Here is a 21,533-nt window from a genome sequence, read left to right on the forward strand (position 1 = left end):
CGGATCGAACAGCCCCTATGTTTTGCGCCGAAGAAAGGAGGCAGTGATGGGCAATATCAAACGTCGATATCGAAAGAATTCCGAACGCCGGATCTACGTTCGTGGCGAACGCCACGACCCGCCCGACACCTACCTCCTAGCCCGCGCGCTACTCGACCTGGCCGCCGAAATGGCTGCCGCACAAACCGAGCCGCCACAAAGCGGTCCAAACATCACACACGACACGTCACCACCGGAGCGCCAGCCATGAACGAGCCATTGGTCTTCTCGCAGCTGTATCTCCCGCGCCCGCTCGACGTCAACGACATCGTGCGGCCTTTTGGACGCCTGGCTGCCGACCCTGGCACACCGCTTATCGTGCTCGAATGCCGCGCCGATTCCGACGGCACACGCCACCTGCTCGGCGTCGAGGCGAAGCACGTCGTCTGGGTGCACCGCACGCTGTCGGACCTGCTACCTGGTCTCAGGATGCTGCCGCTAACACCGGAACGGGCCAGGACGGACGTGACTACCGCAGTGACTCTGTCCTATCGGCCTGCCCCACTGGGCCTGCTTGAAGCGATGGCCGAAAGCACCACTGCTGCCCTACTCTCCGCGCTCAACGCCAAACTGGTGCCGGGCGAGCAGCTCATGGTGCAACTACTCCTCGGACCGACATCCGCCGGCCGCACGGTTCGCGGCCCCGTCCCCGATCCGGGAATGCCACTATGGCGAGCCCTTACCCACGGCCGGGAGCCTGCACCGTCTGGCGTCGCCAAACACATCGAGCAGCGCATGGCCCACAACGGTTTTCGCGCCGCGCTGCGGCTCGGGATCACCGCCACCTCACGTGAGCGCACCAAACGCCTGGGCACCGGCCTGATGGGCGCACTGGCCAGCGCTAAACCGGCCGACGTCGCCCTTGTGGCTGACCGTGCCCGTCCAGCCGAGGTCAACTACCCACGCGCCCCAAAACGCTGGCCACTGCGGCTCACAGCCACCGAACTGCCGTGCCTGATGGGGTGGCCGCTCGGCGAGGCCGAGCTACCCGGCGTCGCGCCGGTTCACCCGAAGCTGCTACTGCCGAGCCGCATACCAACCGAGCAGAGCCGCGTCATCGGGCATACGGCGCTCCCCGGCACCGGCATCCCCATTGGCATTACTCCCCAAGATCAGCTTCTCCACGAGGTGATACTCGGGCCGACAGGTTCGGGCAAGTCAACGGTCCTTCAAGCCCAAATCCGCGCCGACGCAGCCGCCGGTCGCGCCTTGCTCGTCATCGACCCCAAACGCCAGCTCATCGATGACATTGTCGCCCGGTGCATTCCGGCGGATCAGATAGACCGGGTTGTGATCATCGACCCGTCTGATCCTGAAGCCCCTGGCTTCAATCCACTCGACGTTGGCGACCGCGATCCCGACGTGGTAGTCGACGGCTTGCTCGCCGTGTTCAAAGCGGTCTTTTCCGATGGCTGGGGACCACGCACCGAAGATATCTTCCTGGCCACCCTGTTGACGCTGGCCCGTGCGGGCAGGCGCCGGAAGGAACCGTATACCCTGCTCGATCTACCAAGGCTTCTGACCGATGAGGGATTTCGGCGGTCCGTGATCGGCGCGGTCGCAGGTGATGACGTGCTCGACGGCTTCTGGGCCGAATACAACGAGAAATCTCCCGGCGCGCAGGCCGCCATGATCGCGGCCCCGATGAACAAACTCCGCCGCTACCTCCTGCGCCCCGCAGTCGTCCGCATGCTCGGACAACCGCACCCGCCATTCAGACTACGAGACATCTTCCGCGACAAAAAGATTGTGCTGTTCGCTTTGAATGACGGCCTGATCGGTCCCATCACCGCTGCCCTGATTGGCTCGCTGGCGGTCAACGAGGCGTGGATGGCCACCATGGAGCGCGCCAACGAGTCCGCGCCCATGAGCGAACCGGCGGCCGTGGTGGTCGACGAGTGTCAGAACTTCGTGCACTTCCCGACATCGTTCGGTGACGCGCTGAGCCAGAGCCGGTCGTACGGCGTCGCGTGGATCTTGGCGCATCAGTCACGGAAGCAGATGCCGCCGGAGCTACAGGAGTCGATCGACTCGAATGCTCGTTCGAAGGTGATCTTTAGGCTGGAGAGCGCCAAGGACGCGGCCGACATCGCGCGCCTGGCACCCGAGCTGGATGCTGATGACCTTCAGAAACTGCCCAAACACCACGCCTACGTCCGTGTGGTCACTGGAGGCGAGTCCAGCGGCTGGACCGCGATCAAGACACTCCCGCCTCCACCCGAAACCGGACTCGAACAGCAGATCCGCGAACAGAGCCAAACCCGGTACGGCAGCCCAGCCCTGACGGATCGTCAGGCAGACGGGACGTCTGGCGGTCCGCTGATTGACACTCCCGCCGTGCCGGTAGGTCGCAGACCGCGCGTGAGGCGAAGCCGAGGGGAGGAAGAGAGATGAAGGGGCAGAAGAGAAGCCGACAGCAGTGTCCGACCGACCATCCGTCCATGTTGCAAACAGAATCCTGTTTCCCCAAGACATTCGGCCTCGTTCCGGCCTATCAGGACGGAACTGACCGCTGGTTCAGCGGTCTCAGGTGGCCTGCCCGGCAGATCGTCGGCGTGGCTTCGCGTGGGGGTCGGCCATGAAGCAACTCGACCTGCTTCGCGAGCGGCTCAGCGACCGCGACATCGCCATCCTGCGCGACGTCGAACTCTTCCGGCTACTGACCACGCGGCAGCTTCGCCGCCTGCATTTCACCACCGGCCACCAGACGATTGACGCCGCCACCCGTGCCTGTACTCGCGTGCTCAAGCGCCTGCGCGATCACGACCTGATCGTCCCCCTGCGTCGCCGGATCGGCGGTGTGCGCCAAGGCTCAGCGGGCCTTACCTGGCAGCTGGACACCATGGGTGAACGGTTGCTCCGCTATCTCTCACAGCAAGGCCATCGACGGCGCTACCGCGAGCCATCGAAGCAGTTCATCGACCACACGCTTGCGGTCGCCGGCCTCGGGGTCGATCTCCGCGAAGCCGAGGAGCGCGGCCGTATCGAGCTTGTTGAGCTGGCGGTGGAAGGCACCGCGTATCGGTCGTTCGTCGGGGCACACGGAGCCAAGGAAACGCTCAAACCCGACCTGCACGCGATCACCGCCACCGAGGACTTCGAAAGCCACTGGCTGATCGAGGCCGATCGCGGCAGCGAGCACAGCCCCCATCTGCTGCGAAAACTCAACGCCTACTACCGCTATCTAAAGACGGGCCGCTACCAGGCCGAACACGGCCTGTTCCCCTCGGTGCTGTGGGTCGTTCCCGACGACGCTCGACGTAGCGAACTGGCCACCCTGATCGGCTCGGAACCGCTGCCGCAGGACCTGTTCCAGATATGCACCTTCGACGGCTTCATCGACTTCGTGATCGCCAAAACACTCGGCGTCGAGTCGCTGCCACTTCCAGGCGTCCTGGATTCAACGATGACAGGCCCCCCGCAACAGGCGATCAATACGAACTGCCCGGCATAACAAGAAAGGAGGAAACAGCAATGGAGAATCTCTCTGACATCATAAACTTTGGAATCGCTCGGGCCATTAGCGAGAAACGATCGATCGACTACATCACGGCCCGGTTGATCGCGGTTGCGGTCCAAGAACAAATCGGCATGCACTCGGCGCTATCTGCCTTCGTATATGACGGCGTCATTACTGACGCCCTGGAATCCGAATTACTCAGGCTCGACGTACGCCCATATGCCGAGGCGGACCGACTGCAACGCTGGGCTTGCTGGCTGGCCACCTATGCCGCCAACGCTCGGCGGTCAACGGCGGACGGCGACGCATTATGCGCCTTTCTCTCACTACAGACCGGGCGCGAGCCTGATACCCAGCCGCAACGCCGGTTCGCGGGCATGTACATTCGAAGCTTTACCGACGTGGTAGCGGTAAGAACAATTGACCTCGAAAGCTACGAGGTAGTGCCGCTGTTTGGCAGATATCACGTCTTCGCTCGCTGAGCTGCGGGAGATGTAAATTCCGCGTCGGAAACCCTATCCACAAAAGCCCGAAGGGGAGTTATGGTCGTGACAAGGCCGAAAATACCGGCTCAACAAAAGAAACTAGAGGAAAGGGAGGAAAAAAGATATGGCTACGTTGAACGAAACTGATGACAGGAAAGGCCATAACGCCATACCGCAAGCAGTGATGTACGTGCGCGTGGCGCGTGAGCCCGAGAGACAACCCGGCGTAGCAGTGGAGCGTCAGCGTGCCACCTGCGAAGAGTGGATCGACCAGCACCGGTCATCTCTCGACATCGCCGAGGGCTACCGGGCGACCCCCTTGGATTTTAGTAATGGAGAGCCCGGCAGCGGAGATCCCGCATGAAGGCAGGCACACCCACACCAGCTGTGCTGTTCATCTCCTTCGCGAGGGTACCAGCGCATGCGGATCTCGTTACCCTGCAACGTGAGCATGGAAAACGCCGAGCCGACGAGTTAGGTCTACGACTCGTACACGAAATCGTGGAAATGGGTGCATCGGCAGTTGCGTCCAAGAACCGTTTCGCCATACAGGCGCTCTGCAACTATCTCGATGACCACCCGAACGTGCGGCATGTGGTTTTTCCGCACATTGGACGAGTGGCACGGACTCGCCGGGACTACAAAGTGATTCAAGAGCAGCTAAAGAAAAGGAGCGTCGTCATTGTGACAGCCGACGGATTGCTGTCCGGAGACGACGATCCTCAGAGAAAATTGTTTGACCACGTGCTCCTCTCGCTTGCTGAGCAGGATACGCCAAACCATCGGCGAAGTCGGAGCAGCAGGAGGACGTTGTGAGTCACCATTACCCGGAAACTATTGGGCAGCAGACAAGCGCATTCGTCGATGCGGCTGACAGCTGGGTTTTGCCTGATATTGTTCCCGAAGTCGAGCTGATCGAAGACATCGAGTTTGTAGATGAAGATCAGGCACCGCCAGGCACGCGGACACTGTTCTACCTTCGAGTGTCGACTCCCGGTCAGGTAAATAAAGACTTCGATCCAGAAGGAATCTCCCTTCCCGCGCAACGGTCGGCTTGCGCCAATAAAGCCCAGCAACTTGGGTTGAACGTCATTGGTGAATACGTAGAACCGGGCCGGTCGGCAACGGAGATCACCAAGCGCATCGAATTCCAGAAAATGCTTGATCGCATCCGGCGGGAACGCGACGTCGACTACGTCGTCGTATATGAGCTGGCCCGGTTTGCGCGCAATAGGCTTGACGATGCCATCGTCATGGCTGACTTGAAAAAGCGTGGGATTACGCTGATCAGCGCCACCGAGGCAATCGACGACACGCCGGTTGGTCAGTTGATGCATGGCATCCTCGCTGCGTTCAACGAATACCGCTCACGCAAGGACGGCGCGGACGTGGCTTTCAAGATGGGCGAGAAGGCGCGCAAGGGCGGGACGCTGGGGCAGGCGCCGATCGGGTATCTGAACGTGCTCTTGCAGACTGAGGACGGGCGCAAGATCCGGACCGTCGAAATCGATCCCGAGCGCGGGTCGCTGGTCGAGCAAGCCTGGAAGCTGTATGCCACGGGCGACTACAGCCTTTTGGACATCGAGCACATCATGCGGGATCGAGGTTTACGCACCCGGCGGACCCCGAAGCGCGCCCCAAAGATCGTGACAGCCAAGGAGTGGGCACGCTTCTTCCGCAACAACTACTACATCGGCATCGTCACCTACAAAGGCGAGGAAGAGATTCCAGGCCGACACACAGCGCTGGTGGACGACGAGACGTTCGGCAGGGTGCAACGGGTGCTCGATGAGCACGGCGTAGCTGGTGAACGCCGCCGGGTACTCCACCACTACCTCAAGGGATCGCTGTTCTGTGGCCAGTGTCGTTTGGACAAGCGAGTCCGGCGCATGATCATGCAGCGCGCGACTGGGCGGCACGGTGGGGAGTACTTGTACTTCTTCTGCATCGGCAACCAGAAGAACGGAGGCTGTCACTCGCCGTATTACAACGTCGATCGAGTCGAAGACACCGTGGTCGAGCACTACAAGACGATCGCCTTCTCGCCGGAGTTCATCTCGGCCATGAAGACCAGTCTGGAAACGATGCTGGCCGAGAGCGAAGCAACACAGCGCCTGTACCGCAAGCAGCTGCAAAACCAGCTCAAGGAGCTGGACACCAAGGAAACCAACCTGATCGGCCTGGCCGAAGACGGCGAACTGCCGCGAACCAAGATCCGAACCCGGCTGACGGAGATCACGCGCGAACGGGAACGGCTGGAAACAGAACTGGGCAAGGTACAGCTGGACCTGTCCGAAGGGGCAGCGTTCCTTGAGACCTGCTTGGAGCTGCTGCGCGATCCCTACCGGCTGTACCAGGGGGCAAGCGACAAGGTACGACGGAGACTGAACCAGGCGATCTTCAAGCGGCTGTATGTGTTTGAGGAGAAGGTGACGGGACACGAGTTCCAGCCCGTAGTCGCCGAGCTACACGCGATCGAGGTGGGACATGCGGCGCTCCGGCGGGGAGACGACGAGGCGACAGCAGGGGCGGTCGCAGAGGGGGTGCTGCGGCAACATCTGCCAGAAACGACGTTCGCCACCCGTGCGGGTGGCGAACGTGTGAAGCTGGTCACGGCCCTGGCCTGCGCCGTTCATTCGGGTCGTGTTTCTAGTAATGGTCTAATGGTGCGCCATCAGGGACTCGAACCCCGAACCCGCTGATTAAGAGTCAGCTGCTCTGCCAATTGAGCTAATGGCGCTTGGTTGTTTGCTCCGTTTCCGGTGCGGAAGAAACGATAACAGGCTCGTGGGCTCAACGTGAAATCGCCTGCTCAGCGGGGGTGCGGGGGAGTGGGTAACGGTTGTGGGCCCAGTTTGGGCTGATTGTCGTCTTCGTGTTGATCCGCTGGCAGAATCAGCGCAGCGCGCGTGCTCTCGTCCGATCCCTGACCCGAGCTGCGACCGGATGGCGGTCGCGAATCAGACATGGAAACGGGGCTGATCATGAGCATTTCTGCTGGTAGGCGGTCGGTGCGGGTGGTGGGCGCGTTGACTGCGGTGTCTCTCGTGGCGGCCGGGTGCGGCCGGTTGCACGATGCGTCGCCCTCGGCGCAGGTGCATTCCGCGATGGACCAGATAAGACCGAAGGTCGCCGTGCCCATTCGGGACGGTGACCTGGAAGTTTCGCCCGGGGAACCGGTTCGGGTGAAGGTCGAGGACGGGACGTTGCTGTCGGTCGGGCTGACGTCCGCCGACGGGACGGCGGTGTCGGGGAAGATGACCGCCGACGGGCATGCCTGGGAGATCACTCAGCCGCTGGACTTCTCCACCGCGTATCGGTTGCAGGCCGAGGCGGTGGGGCTGGGTGGGAAAACGTCCATGAATATGAGTTTCGCCACGTTGACGCCTCGGGTGAAGACCCATCCCTATGTGATGCCGGGGGATGACGAGCCGGTGGGGATCGGGCAGCCGGTGGCGTTGCAGTTCGACGAGAACATCCCGGATCGGCGGGCCGTGCAGGATCTGGTGAAGATCACCACCAATCCGCCGGTGGAGGGGGCCTTCTTCTGGATCAACAATCGTGAGGTGCGGTGGCGGCCGGAGCACTACTGGGCGCCGGGGACGCATGTGACGATCGATGTGAACGCGTACGGGAAGAATCTCGGTGACGGGGTGGTCGCCGATGGTGATGTGCACTCCGAGTTCACTGTCGCGGAGGCGACCGTCTTCACTGCCGACGACGCCACCAAGACCGTGACCGTGGAGCGCAACGGGCAGGTGATCCGGACCATGCCGACCTCGATGGGCAAGGATTCGACGCCCACCGAGAACGGCATCTACATCATCGCCGATCGGTCCGAGCAGATCATCATGGACTCCTCGACGTACGGGGTGCCGGTGGGCTCGGCGGACGGGTATCGGACGCCGGTCGACTACGCCACGCGCATGTCCTACAACGGCACCTTCATGCATTCGGCGCCGTGGTCGGTGGGTGCGCAGGGGTCCTACAACACCAGTCACGGGTGTCTGAATCTCAGTCCGGAGGACGCCAAGTGGGTGTACGAGAACGCCAAGCGCGGTGACATCGCCATCGTGAAGGGCACGCTGGGCAGTCAGTTGTCGGGGCTGGACGGGCTCGGGGACTGGAACATTCCCTGGGCCGACTGGAAGGCCGGGAACATCGACACCCGATGATCAGGCGATACAGCTGAGATGGGTGCTGCCGCTGAGCGAGATGGCGCTGCCGGTCACCACGCACCAGGACTGGGCGCTGGCCGAGCCGGTGCCGACCACCTGACGGGCGGCGGGCGGTGCGGATGTCGTGGCCGTGGTCTCCGCATTGCCCGGCACGGGGGCCGGTTCCAGCGGGACGGCCGCGGCGGCCGCACCGGTGCCGGTCAGCAGCAGGGCGCCGGCGAGGGCGGCGGTCAGGGCATGTCGATTCACGGTCACGACTTTCTGCAACGGGAGTTCGTGACGAGTTTACGGAAATCGGATGTAGCGGGAGATGTTTCGGTGATCTTCACAGGCCACCGCGCGCGGTCCTGCGACGATGCGGCCGCCGCCACAAATCGCCTCGGCCCGAGGCGATTCGGTGGCGGCGGCGCCGGATCAGTAGGTGTAGAAGCCGCGCTTGGTCTTGCGGCCCAGGTAGCCCGATTCGACCATGCGGCGCAACAACACCGGCGGTGCGTAGTGCGGCTCGCGGAACTCCTCGTACAGCGACTCGGCGACCGCGAGGGTCACGTCGAGGCCGATGGTGTCGGTCAGCCGCAGCGGGCCCATCGGGTGGGCGCAGCCGGACACCATGCCCTCGTCGATGTCCTCCGCGTTGGCGAAGCCGGACTCCAGCATGCGGATCGCCGCGCACAGGTACGGGATCAGCAGCGCGTTGACGATGAAACCGGCCTGATCCTTCGATTCGATGGTGCGCTTGCCCAGCGTGTCGCGCGCCCAGGCGGTGGCCTTGTCGACCACGGCCCGTTCGGTTTTCAGGCTGACCACGATCTCGACCAGCGGCAGCACCGGCACCGGGTTGAAGAAGTGGATACCCAGCACCCGCTCCGGGTGGCTGGTCGCGTTGGCGATCCGGACCACGGGGATCGAGGAGGTGTTCGTGGCCAGGATGGTCTCCGGCGACACCAGGGCGTCGAGTTTGGTGAAGAACTCCGTCTTCAGCGATTCGATCTCCGGGGCCGCCTCGACGACCAGTTCCCGATCGGCGAAATCGTCGATCGAGGTGGTCAGCGTGATCCGGGCGCGGGCCTCGTCGGCCGCCGCCTGCTCCAGCCGGCCGGACTTGACCGCGCGGGCCAGTGAGGTCCCGATCCGCGCCTCGGCCGCGTCGGCGGCCTCCCGGTCGCGTTCGAGGACCAGAACGGTGCCGCCGGCCCGGGCCGCGACCTCCGCGATTCCGGCCCCCATCGTGCCGCCGCCGATGACTCCGATGCGATCCACGCCTGTCGCTCCTTCGTTCGTGGGATGCTCCGGGTCGAGCCTATCGGCGGGGGTGGATTCGCCGGAATTCCACCCCACCGAGACTGGAATGAGTCATACTTCTGAATGTGTCCACTGTGTCGGACTTCGAGCGGATGCTCCGGGCAGCCGCTCTGCGTGTGACAGCACCGCGAATAGCGGTGCTGGCCGCGGTGCACGACCATCCGCACGCCGACACGGACACCGTCATCGGTCTTGTCCGAGATGCCCTGGAAACGGTGTCCCATCAGGCCGTATACGACGTACTGCGGGTGCTGACCGGCGCCGGTCTGCTGCGCCGCATCCAGCCGACGGGTTCCGTCGCCCGGTACGAGACCCGGGTGGGAGACAACCACCACCATGTCGTGTGCCGGGTGTGCGGCGCCATCGCCGATGTCGACTGCGCCGTCGGCGTCGCACCCTGCCTGACCGCCGCCGACAGCCGCGGTTTCACCGTCGAGGAGGCCGAGGTCATCTATTGGGGCCGATGTCCGGCCTGTGTCCCGCAGCCGACTTCCGACAGCCGTTGATTCACCAGTTTCGAAAGGGAATTCCTTTGTCCGAGAACAGTTCCGAGAACAACGTCATCGCCGAGGGGGCATCCGGATGTCCCGTCCTGAGCGGCGCGTCCCCGTTCCCGGTTCAGGGTGGCGGTAACCGCACCTGGTGGCCGAACCAGCTGAACCTGAAGATCCTCGCCAAGAATCCGGCGGTCGCCAATCCGCTCGGTGAGGCGTTCGACTATGCCGCCGCGTTCAGCGGCCTCGATCTGCCCGCGGTGAAATCCGATATCGCCGAGGTGCTCACCACCTCGCAGGACTGGTGGCCCGCCGACAACGGCCACTACGGCCCGCTGATGATCCGGATGGCCTGGCACAGCGCGGGTACCTACCGGATCAGTGACGGCCGCGGTGGCGGCGGCGCCGGTCAGCAGCGGTTCGCACCGCTGAACAGCTGGCCCGACAACGGCAACCTGGACAAGGCCCGCCGCCTGCTGTGGCCGGTGAAGAAGAAGTACGGTCAGGCGCTGTCCTGGGCCGACCTGATGATCCTGGCCGGCAACGTGGCCCTGGAGTCGATGGGGTTCGAGACCTTCGGCTTCGCCGGCGGCCGTCCCGACGTGTGGGAGCCCGACGAGGACGTCTACTGGGGCCCGGAATCGGTGTGGCTCGACGACGAGCGCTACACCGGCACCCGCGATCTGGAGAACCCGCTGGCCGCGGTGCAGATGGGCCTGATCTACGTGAATCCCGAGGGCCCCAACGGAACTCCGGATCCGCTGGCCGCCGCGGTCGACATCCGCGAGACCTTCCGCCGGATGGCGATGGACGATGTGGAGACCGTCGCGCTGATCGCGGGCGGGCACACCTTCGGCAAGACCCACGGCGCCGGTGATCCGGACCTGGTCGGCCCGGAGCCCGAGGGCGCTCCGATCGAGCAGCAGGGCCTGGGCTGGAAGAACGCCTTCGGTACCGGCAAGGGCGGCGACGCCATCACCAGCGGCCTGGAGGGCACCTGGACGCCCACCCCGACCGCCTGGGACAACAGCTTCTTCGACACCCTCTTCGGCAACGACTGGCAGAAGACCAAGAGCCCCGCCGGGGCCTGGCAGTGGATCCCGGTCGATCCCGAGGCCACCGTGGCCGACGCGTTCGACCCGTCGAAGCGTCATCCGCTGGTGATGCTCACCACCGACCTGGCGCTGCGCGAGGATCCGATCTACGAGCCGATCTCGCGGCGGTTCCACGAGAACCCGGCCGAGTTCGCCGACGCCTTCGCGCGGGCCTGGTACAAGCTGACCCACCGCGACATGGGCCCGATCGCACGGTATCTCGGCCCGGAGGTGCCCGACGAGGTACTGATCTGGCAGGATCCGGTGCCCGCGGTCACGCACGACCTGGTCGGCGCGGACGACATCGCGAGCCTGAAGCAGAGCATCCTCGACTCCGGATTGTCGGTGTCGCAGCTGGTTTCGACCGCCTGGGCCTCGGCGTCGACCTTCCGCGGCGGTGACAAGCGCGGCGGGGCGAACGGCGCGCGCATCCGGTTGCAGCCGCAATCCGGTTGGGAGATCAACGAACCCGACGAACTCGCCGTCGTGCTGCGCACGCTGGAGGGAATTCAGCAGGCGTTCAACAGCTCTCACACCGGTACCCAGGTGTCGCTGGCCGATGTGATCGTGCTGGCCGGCGCCGCGGGTGTGGAACAGGCCGCCCGCAACGCCGGGCACGAGGTGCAGGTGCCGTTCGCGCCGGGCCGCGCCGACGCCACCCAGGAGTGGACCGACGTCGAATCCTTCGCGCCGCTGGAGCCGACCGCCGACGGCTTCCGCAACTACCTGGGCAAGGGCCAGCGCCTGCCCGCGGAGTTCCTGCTGATCGACAAGGGGAATCTGCTCACCCTGAGCGCCCCCGAGCTGACCGTGCTGGTCGGCGGCCTGCGGGTGCTCGGCGCGAACTATCGGAACTCGCCGCTGGGCGTGTTCACCGATCGCCCGGAGTCGCTGACCAACGACTTCTTCGTGAACCTGCTGGATCAGAGCATCGCCTGGACGCCGGTCACCGACGAGGCGGAGACCTTCGAGGGCCGCGACGGCTCCGGCGCGGTGCGCTGGACCGGTAGCCGGGTCGACCTGGTCTTCGGCTCGAACTCCGAGCTGCGGGCGCTGGCGGAGGTCTACGCCAGCGACGACGCGCAGGCGAAGTTCGTGCACGACTTCGTCGACGCCTGGGTGAAGGTCTCGAACCTGGATCGGTACGACCTGTTGTGAGCGCCGGGGTGCCGGTCGGGTCCGCCCGTCCGGCACCCGCCCCCGGCGCTACAGCACCTCGGCCGTGCGCAAGGTGTCGAGGTGCTGCCAGATCTTGTGATCGGCGGGCAGAAAGGTGCCGAGATCCGGCTGTGCCGAGAGGGTTTCGACGATCGCGCGCAGGCGGGCAGTGGAATGCGGGTTGCCGTACCAGAATTCGGCCGGGATGCCGGTGAGGGCGAGCAGCAATCCGCCCGGCAGGAAGTCGCCCGCGGCGAGCGGATCCTGTTCCAGCAGCGTCAGTGCCCAGGGCGCCACCGAGCCGAGGCTCTCCCGCTGCCGCAGCAGCACGAACAACTCCTCCGCGCCGAGCGCGCGAATCGGTGTCTGCCGCAACGCGTGTGCCGCGTGCCGCTCCCGCGACGCACCCGCCGGTGGTTCCGGACGGGTCTCGCCGTCGAGATCCTCGAGCGTCAAGCTCCCCAGGTCGATGGTGTTCATGCCAGTCCTCGCCGTTCTGCAACCCCCTTCGACGGTACCCGCCGCCGCGATCACCAGGTCGGTCGGCCATGGTTGGCGAAGAATTCGCCGGTCGGTCCGTCGGGGCCGAGCAGCGCCAGCCGCACGATGACCTCGGCGCCCTCCTCGACGGTCCGGGTGCCCGCGTGGTGGTTGAGGTCGGTGGCGGTGAAGCGGGGATCGGCGGCGTTGATCCGGCAGTTTCTCGGCGACGAGGGCCGGGTCCGGTACACCGCCGAATCCCCTGCGGCACTCGAGGAGACGGTGGTCGCCGAGCTGCGGGCCGCGACCGACCGCTATCCGGGCGACGACGGCCTGCGCCGCCTGGTCGCCGCGCTGTCCGAGCCCAGCCTCGCTTCCGCGGGATGTGGGAGCGCGGCGCGGTCGGCCACCACCGGGCCGCGCACAAGACCGTCGACCATCCGCTGGTCGGCGCGGTCACGCTGGACTGCGATGTGCTGACCGTGGCGGGCTGTGACCTGCGCATCATGGTGTACACCGCCGAACCGGGCACCCCGGACGCCGATCGGCTGGCGCTGCTGGCGGTGCTCGGCACCCAGGATCTCACCACTCCCGGTACGGGTTAGCCTGCGGCGGAGCGCAATTCGGCGATCGCACTGTCGATGCGGCGTTGCCGGGTCGCGTCGGTCTTGGCCTGCTCGATCGGTTGGACCAGGCGCTGTTTGCGGCTGTGGGACAGCGCGTCGTAGGTTCGGCGCAGCGCCGGGTCGAGGACCGCGGCGAGGTCGGCCGGCAGGTCGACGGTGCGGGGGGTGTCGTCGAGGGTGAGCTCGACCTCCACTCGATCGCCGGCGCTCACCCCAGCGGCCGCGCGGATCTCGGCGCTGACGCTGAGCAGTTGCCGCCCGCCCATCACCCCGAGGGTGGTGCGGTAGGTGTGATCGTTGATCGTCGCCGCGACGGGTGGGCGGCGACCGGCGCCGAGGGCGGTCACGACCTCGGCCGGTACCTCGATACCGGTCGTGTTCTTACCGGTGGCCTCGACGGTGGCCTGGAATTTCATCCTGCGAATCCCTCTCGTCGGGTGCGCTCGGAGCGAGTCGGCCCTCGAGCGTTTCTTGCACTCCTCGGTACCGGATAATGCACGGTATAGTACCGAGGCGGTACGGTAAGGTGCAATAGTTTTGCCGGGCGCACCGAAGGGCTGATCCGCATGGCGACCGAGGAACCCGGCACCCCGGACGATGTCCTGGTGGTGCGGATTCCGCTGTCCGCGCCGGACCCGGCGGCCCGTGCGCCGCGCGGCCCGGACCCGCGTGCCGTGCGTACCCGGGCGGCCGTCGCCGCCGCCGCGACCCGGTTGTTCCTGGAACGCGGCTATCAGGGCACCAGCGTCGATGACATCGCCGCGGCGGCCCGGGTCTCGAAACGCAGCGTGTACAACAACTTCGGCGACAAGCAGCGGCTGTTCACCGAGATCGTGCTCGGCGCCACCCCGACCGCCGCCGACTTCACCGCCCGGCCGGTCGCCGAATTGACCGGGGCCGCAGACCTTCCGGCGGCGTTGCACGCGCTGGCGCGCCGGCACCTCGCCACCGTGGCGCGGCCCCCGGTGCTGCGGCTGCGTCGGCTGATCATCCTGGAGGCCGGGCGATTTCCCGATCTCGCCGCCGAATACTTCCGGCGCGCACCGGGCCGGGTGATCGACGCGCTGACCGAGGCGTTCACGGTGCTGCACGAGCGCGGTGAACTGCGCGCGCCGGATCCGCGGCGCGCGGCGGAGCACTATTCGTATCTGGTGCTCGGCGCCACGCTGGACGCGGCGCTGTTCGCACCCGACGCCGACCTGCCCGGACCCGCGGAGCTGGACCGGATCGCCGACGCCGGGGTGGCGGTGTTCCTCGCCGCCTATCGGCCCGCCGGGCGCTCGCGGGACTGAGCGCCGGGTTGTGCCGCGGCGCTGCGGCATCGAATTCGCGGACCGGCGCGACCCGGTGCCGTCGCGTGCTCGATAGGGTCGACACGATCGACCGAGCACGAGAGGCTGTGATGGACTTCGACGAACTCGCCCTGATCCTGCGCGGACTGGGCGTGCCCGACTCCGTCGCCTCGATCGGCCGGTACGCCGACGACCGTTACTGCCTGGCGCCCGGATCGGAGGGGACCTTCGAGGTCTGCTGGTTCGAGCGTGGCACGAAACAGGATCTGTGCGTGTACGACTCGGTGGCGACCGCCTGTTACGGATTCCTCGGCGTGATCGGCGGCGGGCTCACCGGCCTGCAACCGGTGGCGCCCGGGCACGGCGTCCGCAACGCGCTCGGCGGGGCCTCGTTCGCGCATCCGGCGGTACAGCGACTGGTGGCGAACGACAGCGACACGTTGTTCGGCCGGTTGCCCGAGCAGGAGTGGATCCGGCGTTTCGTCGTGATGGAGGATCGGGGGCTGCCGATCGGCCAGCGCCGGTTGATCTGGCCGGATCCGCTCCGCCACCCCGACGGGTTCAGTGCCCCGGCGGCCCGCGCGCCGGGGCGGTTGGAGGTGGGGACCGTTCTGGATTCCTTCGGCCCCACCTTCACTCGCGTCCTGTACGAGGCGGGGACGCCGTTCGGCGCCCGCTCGCTGCCCATCGACTACGCCCAGTCCGGATACCGGCGCTGGCGGGTGCTGCAACCGACGCCGGTGTGGTCCGGCCCGGTGGCGCCCTGGTTCGGCCGCCCCGGCGGCGCCACCCAGCACTGGGCGATGACGCCGGTGATCGATCTGGCCGGCGCCGGATTCGTCGAGGAGCTACCGCTGTGACCGCCCTGGAAGCCCTGCCCCCGCAGGATCCTGTCAGCCAGTTCGCCACCTTCTCCAAGGTCGACGTGCCCGGCCGGCTGGTCTCGGAAAACGCTGTCCGCGAGCAGAGTTGGTGCATCCTGCGGGCGCCGGACGGCTGGTACGAGGTCTTCTACCACGAACACGGTGCGCGCACCGAGAAACTCGGCCGCGCCGCCACCCGTACCGCCGCCCTGCGCCTGCTCGGCGGCCGGCTCCTGCACGCCGACATCCTCAACCGCAGCACCCGGCCCTGAGCCGAAAGGTGTTCTCGGCCCTGCTATTCGGCGGAGTAGGCGCCCGCCGCGATGTCCTCCAGCAGGGTGGGTCCGGTGGGGGTCCAGCCGAGCAGTTCCCGGGTGGTGTCGCTGGTGGCGGCGAGGTCGGCGGCGAAGAAACCGCCGATCCAGCCGAAGTGGGCCGGGACGTCCTCGGGAGCGATGGAGGCCACGGGCAGGTTCAGGGCGGCACCGATGGCCTCGGCGATCCGCCGGGTGGGCACACCCGGCTCGGCGACGGCGTGCAGGCGGGCGCCGGCCGGGGCCTTGGCCAGGCCCAGGGTGGCCATTGTGGCGGCGTCGGTGCGGTGCACGGCCGCCCAGCGGTTGTCGCCGTCGCCGGGGTAACCGGAGACGCCGTGCTGCCGGGCTATTCCCGCGATGACCGCGATGAAGCCGTGGTCGCGGTGGCCGTGCACGGTCGGGGCGAAGCGCAGGCTCACCGCGTGGACACCGCGGGCGACGAATTCCAGGGCCAGGTTCTCGCTGCCGCCGCGCGGTGCGTCCGGGCCGTGGAACGGGGACGGGTCGGCCTCGGTGGCGGGCCGGCCCTGGGCGAGCGCGGCGACGCCGGAGGCCAGCAGGAACGGACGGCCGGAACCGGCGAGCGTCTCGCCGATGGTCTGCACGGCGGCCCGCTCGGCGGCGGCCGTGCCGGCCATGTCCGACCAGTCGTGCTTGTTGGCGAGGTGGAACACGGCCTCGGCGGCCTCGGCCCCGCGCCGGATGCCGTCCAGATCGTCCAGGTCGCCGCGGCGGACCTGGGCGCCCTTGGCCTCCAGGGCCGCTGCCGAGGCCTCGGAGCGGGCCAGGCCGGTCACCTCGTGACCGGCGGCGAGTAGTTCGTCGACCAGGGCGGAGCCGATCCATCCGGAGGCTCCGGTGACGAAGACGCGCATGACGTGATCTCCTTCGACACCCCGGCGGACCGGGATGATGGGTTCGGGCAGACAGTTGATGTCTGCGACTGACGTCAGTGACAGACATCAACCTACACCCGAAGTCAGCCGCTGTCATCACCTAGACTCGGGAGCATGGCGCGTTGGGAACCCGGGACCGTGGAGCGGCTGCAACGGGCCGCGCTCGAGTTGTTCGCGAGCCGTGGCTACGAGCAGACCACCGCCACCGAGATCGCCCAGTCCGTCGGCCTGACCGAGCGCACCTTCTTCCGGCATTTCAGCGACAAGCGCGAGGCGTTGTTCTACGGGCAGGAGCAACTCGAGCAGGCGTTCGTGGCCGGGGTGGCGGCAGCGCCGGCCGAGGTCTCGCCGCTCGAGATGGTTTGCGCCGCACTGTATTCGGCCACGGACTTCTTCCCCGACGAGCGCCGGCCGCACTCCCGGGTGCGGCAGACGGTCATCGACGCGAACCCGGCGTTGCAGGAACGCGAACTGCACAAACTCGCCCATCTGGGCCGTGCCGTCGCCGCGGCGCTGCGCGAGCGGGGGATCGGCGAACTCCCGGCCGCCCTCGCGGCGGAAACCGGGATCACCGTGTTCGGGCTGGCCTTCGCACAGTGGATCCGCGAGGGTGAGCAGCGATCCCTCGCGGACATCGAGACCGCTGTACTACGCGAATTGCTGGACCTGACAGCGGATTACCGGCGTCGCCCGTGAACGGTTGCGCGGTCAGCGGCGAACCGCGTGCAGCAGGGCGAAATCCAGTGGGAGCCGCCGCTGTCCGAGCAGTGTCAGGCCCGCCGCCTCGAGCAGTGTGCCGTAGTGGCCGAAGGTCCGTTCCCGGCCGCCGACATTGCAGAGCATGTGCAGATCCCAGGCCGGGGCCAGTGAATCGGCGCCGGATTCGGGCAGCAGCCGCTCCACGATGTAGAGGTCGGCGTGCGCGGGCATGGCCGCGGCGCAGCGCCGCAGGATCGTGCGGCACTGCTCGTCGTCCCAGTCGTGCAGGACCCGCGACAGCAGATAGATGTCGCCGCCACCGGGCACCGTGGCGGTGAAATCGCCCGCGACCAGCTCGCAGCGGTCGAGCAGCCCGGCCGCCCGCAGGCTGGGCCGGGCCTGCTCGAGGGTGACGGCCCGCTCGAACAGCACCCCGCGCAGCCGCGGATTCGCGTGCAGGACACCGGCGAGCAGTTCCCCGTTGCCGCCGCCGATGTCGACCACGGTGGTGGCGCCGGCGCAGTCGAGCAGATGCCCGACCCGGCCGAACATGGCGGCGCCGGCGGCCATCGCGTCGTCGAACAGCGCCGCCCGATCGGGTTCGGCAGCGAAGTAGTCGAAATGGTGTTCGCCGAAGTGATGATCGAAGGCGGTGCGCCCGGTCTGCACGGCATAGCCGAGGTGGGCGAAGGATTCGTAGAAGTATCCGCCGTAGAGCCGGGCCAGCGGGTGCAGCGATCGGTCCGCCCCGGTGGCGAGCAGGGCGCCGGTCTCGGTCAGCGTCCAGCCGTCGGCCACGGGCCGGACCACCTCCAGATCGGTGAGGTAGCGCAGCAGCCGGACCAGGGCGTCCGGGTGGGTTCCGGTCTGCCGTGCCAGGTCGGCGGCGGTGCAGCCGGGTGCGACGGCCAGCCGGTCCGCGACGCCCAGTTCGGCGGCGGCGGCCAGCGCCTGGGTGGCCCACGCGCCGGTCAGCAGCCGCAGCAATCGGGTGGCCGGATCGGTGGTGTCGGCCAGATGGGTGTCCAGCACCTCCGGATGATGGCCGGCGACGAACAGTTCCAGCCGCCGGTACTGCGGCCGGACCGGCCCGGTACCGGCGAAGTACAGCACGGTGCTGTCCTGGTGCTCGTTGTAGCCGCCGCCGTCGCTGCGCAGCCGTCCGGGGCCGGTGAGCAGTGCCCGCAGCCCGGTGAGCGTGACGGAGTCGACCGGGCCGGTGGCGAGCGCCACGTGCGCCTCGTGGGTGGCCGCGCGTTCGGCGGCCGCCACCTCCTCGGGCGCGTCCACCAGCGCGAATATCTCTATCTCGCAAGGGGTTCCGTCACCCGCCGGGACGGCCGCGTGCACGATGGACAAGGCCAGGGTGTCGGCCGGCAGTCCGTGCCGCGTGGCCAGTCGCTGCCGCACCACCACGCTGGGCACGGGCGGGCCGGCGGTGATGTCGTGCGTCGCCAGCGCCTCGTCCAGCGCGTCGAGGTCCGGTGGGAACACCAGCACCGCGGCGTGCGCGAGCCGGCAGTGCGCGGCGACCGCGGCCCGCTGGCCGTCGGTCAGATCGGGCACCATGGCCGCGAGAACGCGTGTGCTGTCGTGGGATCCGATGAAACGAACGGCCGCGTCCACCTGTGTCAGGTCGGCCGGGTCGAGAGTCGATAGTGCCAGCGAACGGGTCATTGCGTCCTCCTGGGTTCAGATGTCGACGTAGCTTTCGGCGAAGAAGTCCCGATGAGAACGCGAGGTGGCCAGGCTGTGCAGTTGCGCGCGTTGCAGGTCGCGGCGGAAGGCGGCCCGCGGCCCGACCGGCGGATGCAGCAGCTCGATCATGGTGTGCGAGAACTGTTGTGCCCGAAGAATTCTCGGTAGGAAATCGATCGAGTACCGGTCCAGTGCGGAACTGTCGCCGTCGCGGACCGCGAGGGTCAGCGCCTGCGCCAGGTCCCGCGCCCCGAGGATGGCGAGGTTGGCGCCCTTGGCCGCCGAGGGGCTGATCGAGGTGGCCGAGTCGCCCGCGAGGAACAGCCGCCCCTCCTGGATCGGATCGAGGATCTCCGACCGCAGATGCACCAGGCTGCGCTCGATGATCGCGCCCTCACACAGCGGTCCGTACCGATCGGCGCCCAGGCGCCGGGACAGCTCCGACCAGATCCGCTGTTCGCTCCACCGCAGCGGATCGTCGTCCGGGCCGCATTGCAGGTAGTACCGGGTGACGTCGGGGCTGCGCGGCATCTGCCCGGCGAATCCGTCGGCGTGCACGCCGTAGACGACCGTCGCGGTGGTGGGCGGGGCCTGGGCCAGCAGCGCCAGCCAGGTGATGTCGTATTCGTTCGTGGTCCGGGCGACGGTGACGACCTGCCGGGCCAGGCCGCGGGCGCCGTCGCACCCGGCGAGATAGCGTGCGGTGACCCGATGTTCGCGGCCGTCGGCATCGCGGGCGAGCACCTCGGGCCGGTCGCCGAAGCGGTCGTGGACGGCCGTCGCGGTGTGCTCGAAGCGCAGATCCCCACCGCGGCGCAGATATTCCGCGGCCAGATCGGTCACCAGATGCTGCTGCGGATACACCGTATGGGCTTCCCCTCGCCCCAGCTCACCGTAGTTCAGCTCGAAACGACCTGCGGCACTGCGGAACTCGCACACGCTGTGGGTCTGCCCGCGGGCGCGCAGCCCGGCGTCGAGGCCGTGCTCGCGCAACACCGCGACACTGTCCGGCGCCAGGAATCCGGCGCGGGCGCGCTGCTCGATATGGGCGCGGCTGCGCCGCTCCAGGACGATGCACTCGACCCCGGCCGCCCGCAACAGGTTGCCGAGCACGAGACCGGCCGGGCCCGCGCCCAGGATGACTACCGCGGTGGTGTGGGTACTGCCTTCGGCGCGCACGGATGAGAAACCTAGATCAACAGTCCAGGTTTGTCAGAACAACCACGCCGTGTCGGGACCGATGTGGCGAAGGCGACATTGCGGGCGCGGCCGCGGCCGGTGCGACATTCACAATGAATCATGCTGCGCGCAATGGTGTTTCGCGCACCAACCGGACCGTACCCTCGGCCGATGCGGTCATTGCGGCGATCGGTACCCGCCGATACGGAGGTGGTGCGGCAGGCCCCTGGCGTGGGGGTGGGGCACGACATGTGGGACCCGGCCCGCTGGCGGCCACGAGCGGTGCTGCGACGCGTCGGCCGCCGGCTCGGCGCCACCCGGGCCCGGCGGGTGGCCGTGCGGTTGCTGTCGGCGGTCGTGGCACTGTTCGTGATCCCGGTGAGCGTCGGCGCGGTGGCCGGGGCGCAGCCTCGCACCGAGGCGGCCGGGACCACCACCACCCTCCGAGGCGATTCCGGTCTTCTGATCCGCCGGGCGGGCACGGGTTTTCGCGGTGGCCGCCGGTTCAGTTCAGGTCGTAGGTGTATCGGCTGGTCGGGATGAGGTCGAGATTGCGGTCCGCGCCGAACGCGGCGATGCTGTGCAGCATCCGGGTCAGGCGGGAGCGGAGTTCGGTCTCGTCGCCCGCGCTGCCCCAGAACGCGTGCGGATCGGTCATCGCGGCCATCGGGAAGAGTTCCTCGACCAGCCCGTCGACCGCCGGGCCGCCGGTGATCGGCGCGAGTACGGTGTTCTGGACATAGCCGAAGGTCGCCTGGGTCTCGATCGCGATCGTGGTGTGCGTGCCGTGCCAGTACCGCAACCAGTCGGCCCTGGTCATGCCGTCCGGGATGCGGAGCAGCGCGATATTGGCCAGGGCCGCGCAGCGCTGCCCGTTCGGGGTCGGCGGTGGCGGCAGCGGCGTGCGTTCGTCGACGATCCATCCCTCGAGTCCGGCGGCGGCCGCGGCCAGCAGCGGGGTGATCGCGGTGTGGTCGTCGCAGTGCACGCTGACGATCGCGGTCACCGGTTCGGGGTAGGTGCCGATGCGCGTCTGTGCCGCGGCGACATCGGCGTCGGATACGTTGACCTGCAACGCCGTAGCACCGGCCCGCGCCAGCTCGTGATGCAGTGCCCGGTCGTGCAGCGCCGTGGTCTCGCCCCAGAGGGCGTACATCAATTTCATGGTGTGCCTTTCGATACTGCTGCCCATGATGGTGACCGCCCGGCGCGCGGCGCGGGGGAAGTTCCGGTGTCCGGGATCGGAGCGGGATGCGACATCCGGGGGCCGCAC

General features: G+C 67.4%; 25 protein-coding genes and 1 tRNA gene. 16 read left to right on the plus strand and 10 right to left on the minus strand.

The window, feature by feature from the left end; all coding sequences use genetic code 11:
* The first annotated feature begins 46 nt into the window (after nt 1–46).
* From LBW94_RS37490 to LBW94_RS44580, 7 genes are all read left to right on the plus strand, one after another.
* Nucleotides 47–250 carry a hypothetical protein gene (locus LBW94_RS37490; RefSeq protein ID WP_225058570.1) on the plus strand — a complete coding sequence of 68 codons (204 nt, stop codon included), beginning with the start codon at nt 47–49 and terminating at the stop codon, nt 248–250.
* The gene (locus LBW94_RS37495; protein ID WP_225058569.1) at nt 247–2,433 is read left to right on the plus strand and encodes a type IV secretory system conjugative DNA transfer family protein; all 2,187 of its coding nucleotides are present in this window, start codon (nt 247–249) and stop codon (nt 2,431–2,433) included. Before LBW94_RS37490 ends, LBW94_RS37495 begins: the two co-directional genes overlap by 4 nt.
* A 184-nt stretch (nt 2,434–2,617) precedes the next feature.
* Nucleotides 2,618–3,493, plus strand: coding sequence for a replication-relaxation family protein (locus LBW94_RS37500; protein WP_225058568.1), 876 nt, complete (start codon nt 2,618–2,620; stop codon nt 3,491–3,493).
* 20 nt (nt 3,494–3,513) lie between these two features.
* Entirely contained in the window at nt 3,514–3,981 is a 468-nt protein-coding gene (locus LBW94_RS37505; protein WP_225058567.1) for a hypothetical protein, read from the plus strand.
* 127 nt (nt 3,982–4,108) lie between these two features.
* Complete coding sequence (locus LBW94_RS37510) at nt 4,109–4,348, plus strand: hypothetical protein (protein WP_225058566.1); 240 nt, start codon at nt 4,109–4,111, stop codon at nt 4,346–4,348.
* On the plus strand, nt 4,345–4,800 hold the full coding sequence (locus LBW94_RS44575; protein ID WP_225058565.1) for a recombinase family protein: 456 nt from the start codon (nt 4,345–4,347) through the stop codon (nt 4,798–4,800). The genes LBW94_RS37510 and LBW94_RS44575 overlap by 4 nt, the downstream gene beginning before the upstream one ends.
* 167 nt (nt 4,801–4,967) lie before the next feature.
* Entirely contained in the window at nt 4,968–6,686 is a 1,719-nt protein-coding gene (locus tag LBW94_RS44580) for a recombinase family protein (RefSeq protein WP_416277037.1), read from the plus strand.
* Here LBW94_RS44580 and LBW94_RS37525 read toward each other — a convergent pair.
* Nucleotides 6,649–6,724: transfer RNA gene (locus LBW94_RS37525), tRNA-Lys, on the minus strand. The two genes, LBW94_RS44580 and LBW94_RS37525, sit on opposite strands and share 38 nt — an antisense overlap.
* Nucleotides 6,725–6,968: 244 nt before the next feature.
* Here LBW94_RS37525 and LBW94_RS37530 point away from each other — a divergent pair.
* Nucleotides 6,969–8,159, plus strand: coding sequence for a L,D-transpeptidase (locus LBW94_RS37530; RefSeq protein WP_416277038.1), 1,191 nt, complete (start codon nt 6,969–6,971; stop codon nt 8,157–8,159).
* Here the strand turns inward: LBW94_RS37530 and LBW94_RS37535 are convergent, their stop codons facing one another.
* Together LBW94_RS37535 and LBW94_RS37540 are read right to left on the minus strand one after the other, a co-directional pair.
* The gene (locus LBW94_RS37535; RefSeq protein ID WP_225058563.1) at nt 8,160–8,411 is read right to left on the minus strand and encodes a hypothetical protein; all 252 of its coding nucleotides are present in this window, start codon (nt 8,409–8,411) and stop codon (nt 8,160–8,162) included.
* Nucleotides 8,412–8,576: 165 nt separating this feature from the next.
* Entirely contained in the window at nt 8,577–9,422 is an 846-nt protein-coding gene (locus LBW94_RS37540) for a 3-hydroxybutyryl-CoA dehydrogenase (RefSeq protein WP_225058562.1), read from the minus strand.
* Between the two features lie 107 nt (nt 9,423–9,529).
* Between LBW94_RS37540 and LBW94_RS37545 the strand changes: the two genes are divergently transcribed.
* Both LBW94_RS37545 and katG read left to right on the plus strand, forming a co-directional pair.
* Nucleotides 9,530–9,970, plus strand: coding sequence for a Fur family transcriptional regulator (locus LBW94_RS37545; protein ID WP_225058561.1), 441 nt, complete (start codon nt 9,530–9,532; stop codon nt 9,968–9,970).
* Between the two features lie 26 nt (nt 9,971–9,996).
* Nucleotides 9,997–12,210, plus strand: coding sequence for a catalase/peroxidase HPI (katG, locus tag LBW94_RS37550; RefSeq protein ID WP_225058560.1), 2,214 nt, complete (start codon nt 9,997–9,999; stop codon nt 12,208–12,210).
* A 48-nt stretch (nt 12,211–12,258) separates the two neighbouring features.
* Here katG and LBW94_RS37555 read toward each other — a convergent pair whose 3' ends face one another.
* Both LBW94_RS37555 and LBW94_RS37560 read right to left on the minus strand, forming a co-directional pair.
* A complete protein-coding gene (locus LBW94_RS37555) occupies nt 12,259–12,690 on the minus strand; it encodes a contact-dependent growth inhibition system immunity protein (RefSeq protein ID WP_225058559.1) in 432 nt (143 codons plus the stop codon).
* A 50-nt stretch (nt 12,691–12,740) separates the two neighbouring features.
* Nucleotides 12,741–12,941, minus strand: coding sequence for a hypothetical protein (locus LBW94_RS37560; RefSeq protein WP_225058613.1), 201 nt, complete (start codon nt 12,939–12,941; stop codon nt 12,741–12,743).
* On the opposite strand from LBW94_RS37560, the gene LBW94_RS44585 reads away from it, so the two are divergent.
* The gene (locus LBW94_RS44585) at nt 12,858–13,295 is read left to right on the plus strand and encodes a hypothetical protein (protein WP_416277039.1); all 438 of its coding nucleotides are present in this window, start codon (nt 12,858–12,860) and stop codon (nt 13,293–13,295) included. The two genes, LBW94_RS37560 and LBW94_RS44585, sit on opposite strands and share 84 nt — an antisense overlap.
* On the opposite strand, the gene LBW94_RS37570 is transcribed toward LBW94_RS44585, so the two are convergent.
* On the minus strand, nt 13,292–13,732 hold the full coding sequence (locus LBW94_RS37570) for a DUF1905 domain-containing protein (protein ID WP_225058558.1): 441 nt from the start codon (nt 13,730–13,732) through the stop codon (nt 13,292–13,294). The two genes, LBW94_RS44585 and LBW94_RS37570, sit on opposite strands and share 4 nt — an antisense overlap.
* 150 nt (nt 13,733–13,882) lie before the next feature.
* Here LBW94_RS37570 and LBW94_RS37575 point away from each other — a divergent pair, with 150 nt between their 5' ends.
* The 3 genes from LBW94_RS37575 to LBW94_RS37585 all read left to right on the plus strand — a co-directional run bounded on the left by LBW94_RS37575 (nt 13,883) and on the right by LBW94_RS37585 (nt 15,743).
* Nucleotides 13,883–14,608, plus strand: a complete 726-nt coding sequence (locus LBW94_RS37575; RefSeq protein WP_225058557.1) for a TetR/AcrR family transcriptional regulator — start codon at nt 13,883–13,885, stop codon at nt 14,606–14,608.
* 110 nt (nt 14,609–14,718) lie between these two features.
* The gene (locus LBW94_RS37580; protein WP_225058556.1) at nt 14,719–15,468 is read left to right on the plus strand and encodes a TNT domain-containing protein; all 750 of its coding nucleotides are present in this window, start codon (nt 14,719–14,721) and stop codon (nt 15,466–15,468) included.
* On the plus strand, nt 15,465–15,743 hold the full coding sequence (locus LBW94_RS37585; RefSeq protein WP_225058555.1) for a hypothetical protein: 279 nt from the start codon (nt 15,465–15,467) through the stop codon (nt 15,741–15,743). Before LBW94_RS37580 ends, LBW94_RS37585 begins: the two co-directional genes overlap by 4 nt.
* Before the next feature lie 23 nt (nt 15,744–15,766).
* Here the strand turns inward: LBW94_RS37585 and LBW94_RS37590 are convergent, their stop codons facing one another.
* The gene (locus LBW94_RS37590) at nt 15,767–16,663 is read right to left on the minus strand and encodes an SDR family oxidoreductase (protein ID WP_225058554.1); all 897 of its coding nucleotides are present in this window, start codon (nt 16,661–16,663) and stop codon (nt 15,767–15,769) included.
* A 135-nt stretch (nt 16,664–16,798) separates the two neighbouring features.
* Here LBW94_RS37590 and LBW94_RS37595 point away from each other — a divergent pair, with 135 nt between their 5' ends.
* Entirely contained in the window at nt 16,799–17,380 is a 582-nt protein-coding gene (locus tag LBW94_RS37595) for a TetR/AcrR family transcriptional regulator (RefSeq protein ID WP_225058553.1), read from the plus strand.
* Nucleotides 17,381–17,392: 12 nt separating this feature from the next.
* Here the strand turns inward: LBW94_RS37595 and LBW94_RS37600 are convergent, their stop codons facing one another.
* Nucleotides 17,393–19,060: a methyltransferase gene (locus LBW94_RS37600; protein ID WP_225058552.1), complete on the minus strand. Its 1,668-nt coding sequence runs from the start codon at nt 19,058–19,060 to the stop codon at nt 17,393–17,395.
* Between the two features lie 15 nt (nt 19,061–19,075).
* Entirely contained in the window at nt 19,076–20,260 is a 1,185-nt protein-coding gene (locus LBW94_RS37605) for a 4-hydroxybenzoate 3-monooxygenase (protein ID WP_225058551.1), read from the minus strand.
* Between the two features lie 171 nt (nt 20,261–20,431).
* Between LBW94_RS37605 and LBW94_RS37610 the strand changes: the two genes are divergently transcribed.
* Entirely contained in the window at nt 20,432–20,803 is a 372-nt protein-coding gene (locus LBW94_RS37610; protein WP_225058550.1) for a hypothetical protein, read from the plus strand.
* On the opposite strand, the gene LBW94_RS37615 is transcribed toward LBW94_RS37610, so the two are convergent.
* A complete protein-coding gene (locus LBW94_RS37615) occupies nt 20,766–21,452 on the minus strand; it encodes an EthD domain-containing protein (RefSeq protein ID WP_225058549.1) in 687 nt (228 codons plus the stop codon). The two genes, LBW94_RS37610 and LBW94_RS37615, sit on opposite strands and share 38 nt — an antisense overlap.
* Nucleotides 21,453–21,533 lie beyond the last annotated feature (81 nt).

The organism is Nocardia sp. alder85J (genome assembly GCF_020176955.2).
Lineage (GTDB): Bacteria > Actinomycetota > Actinomycetes > Mycobacteriales > Mycobacteriaceae > Nocardia.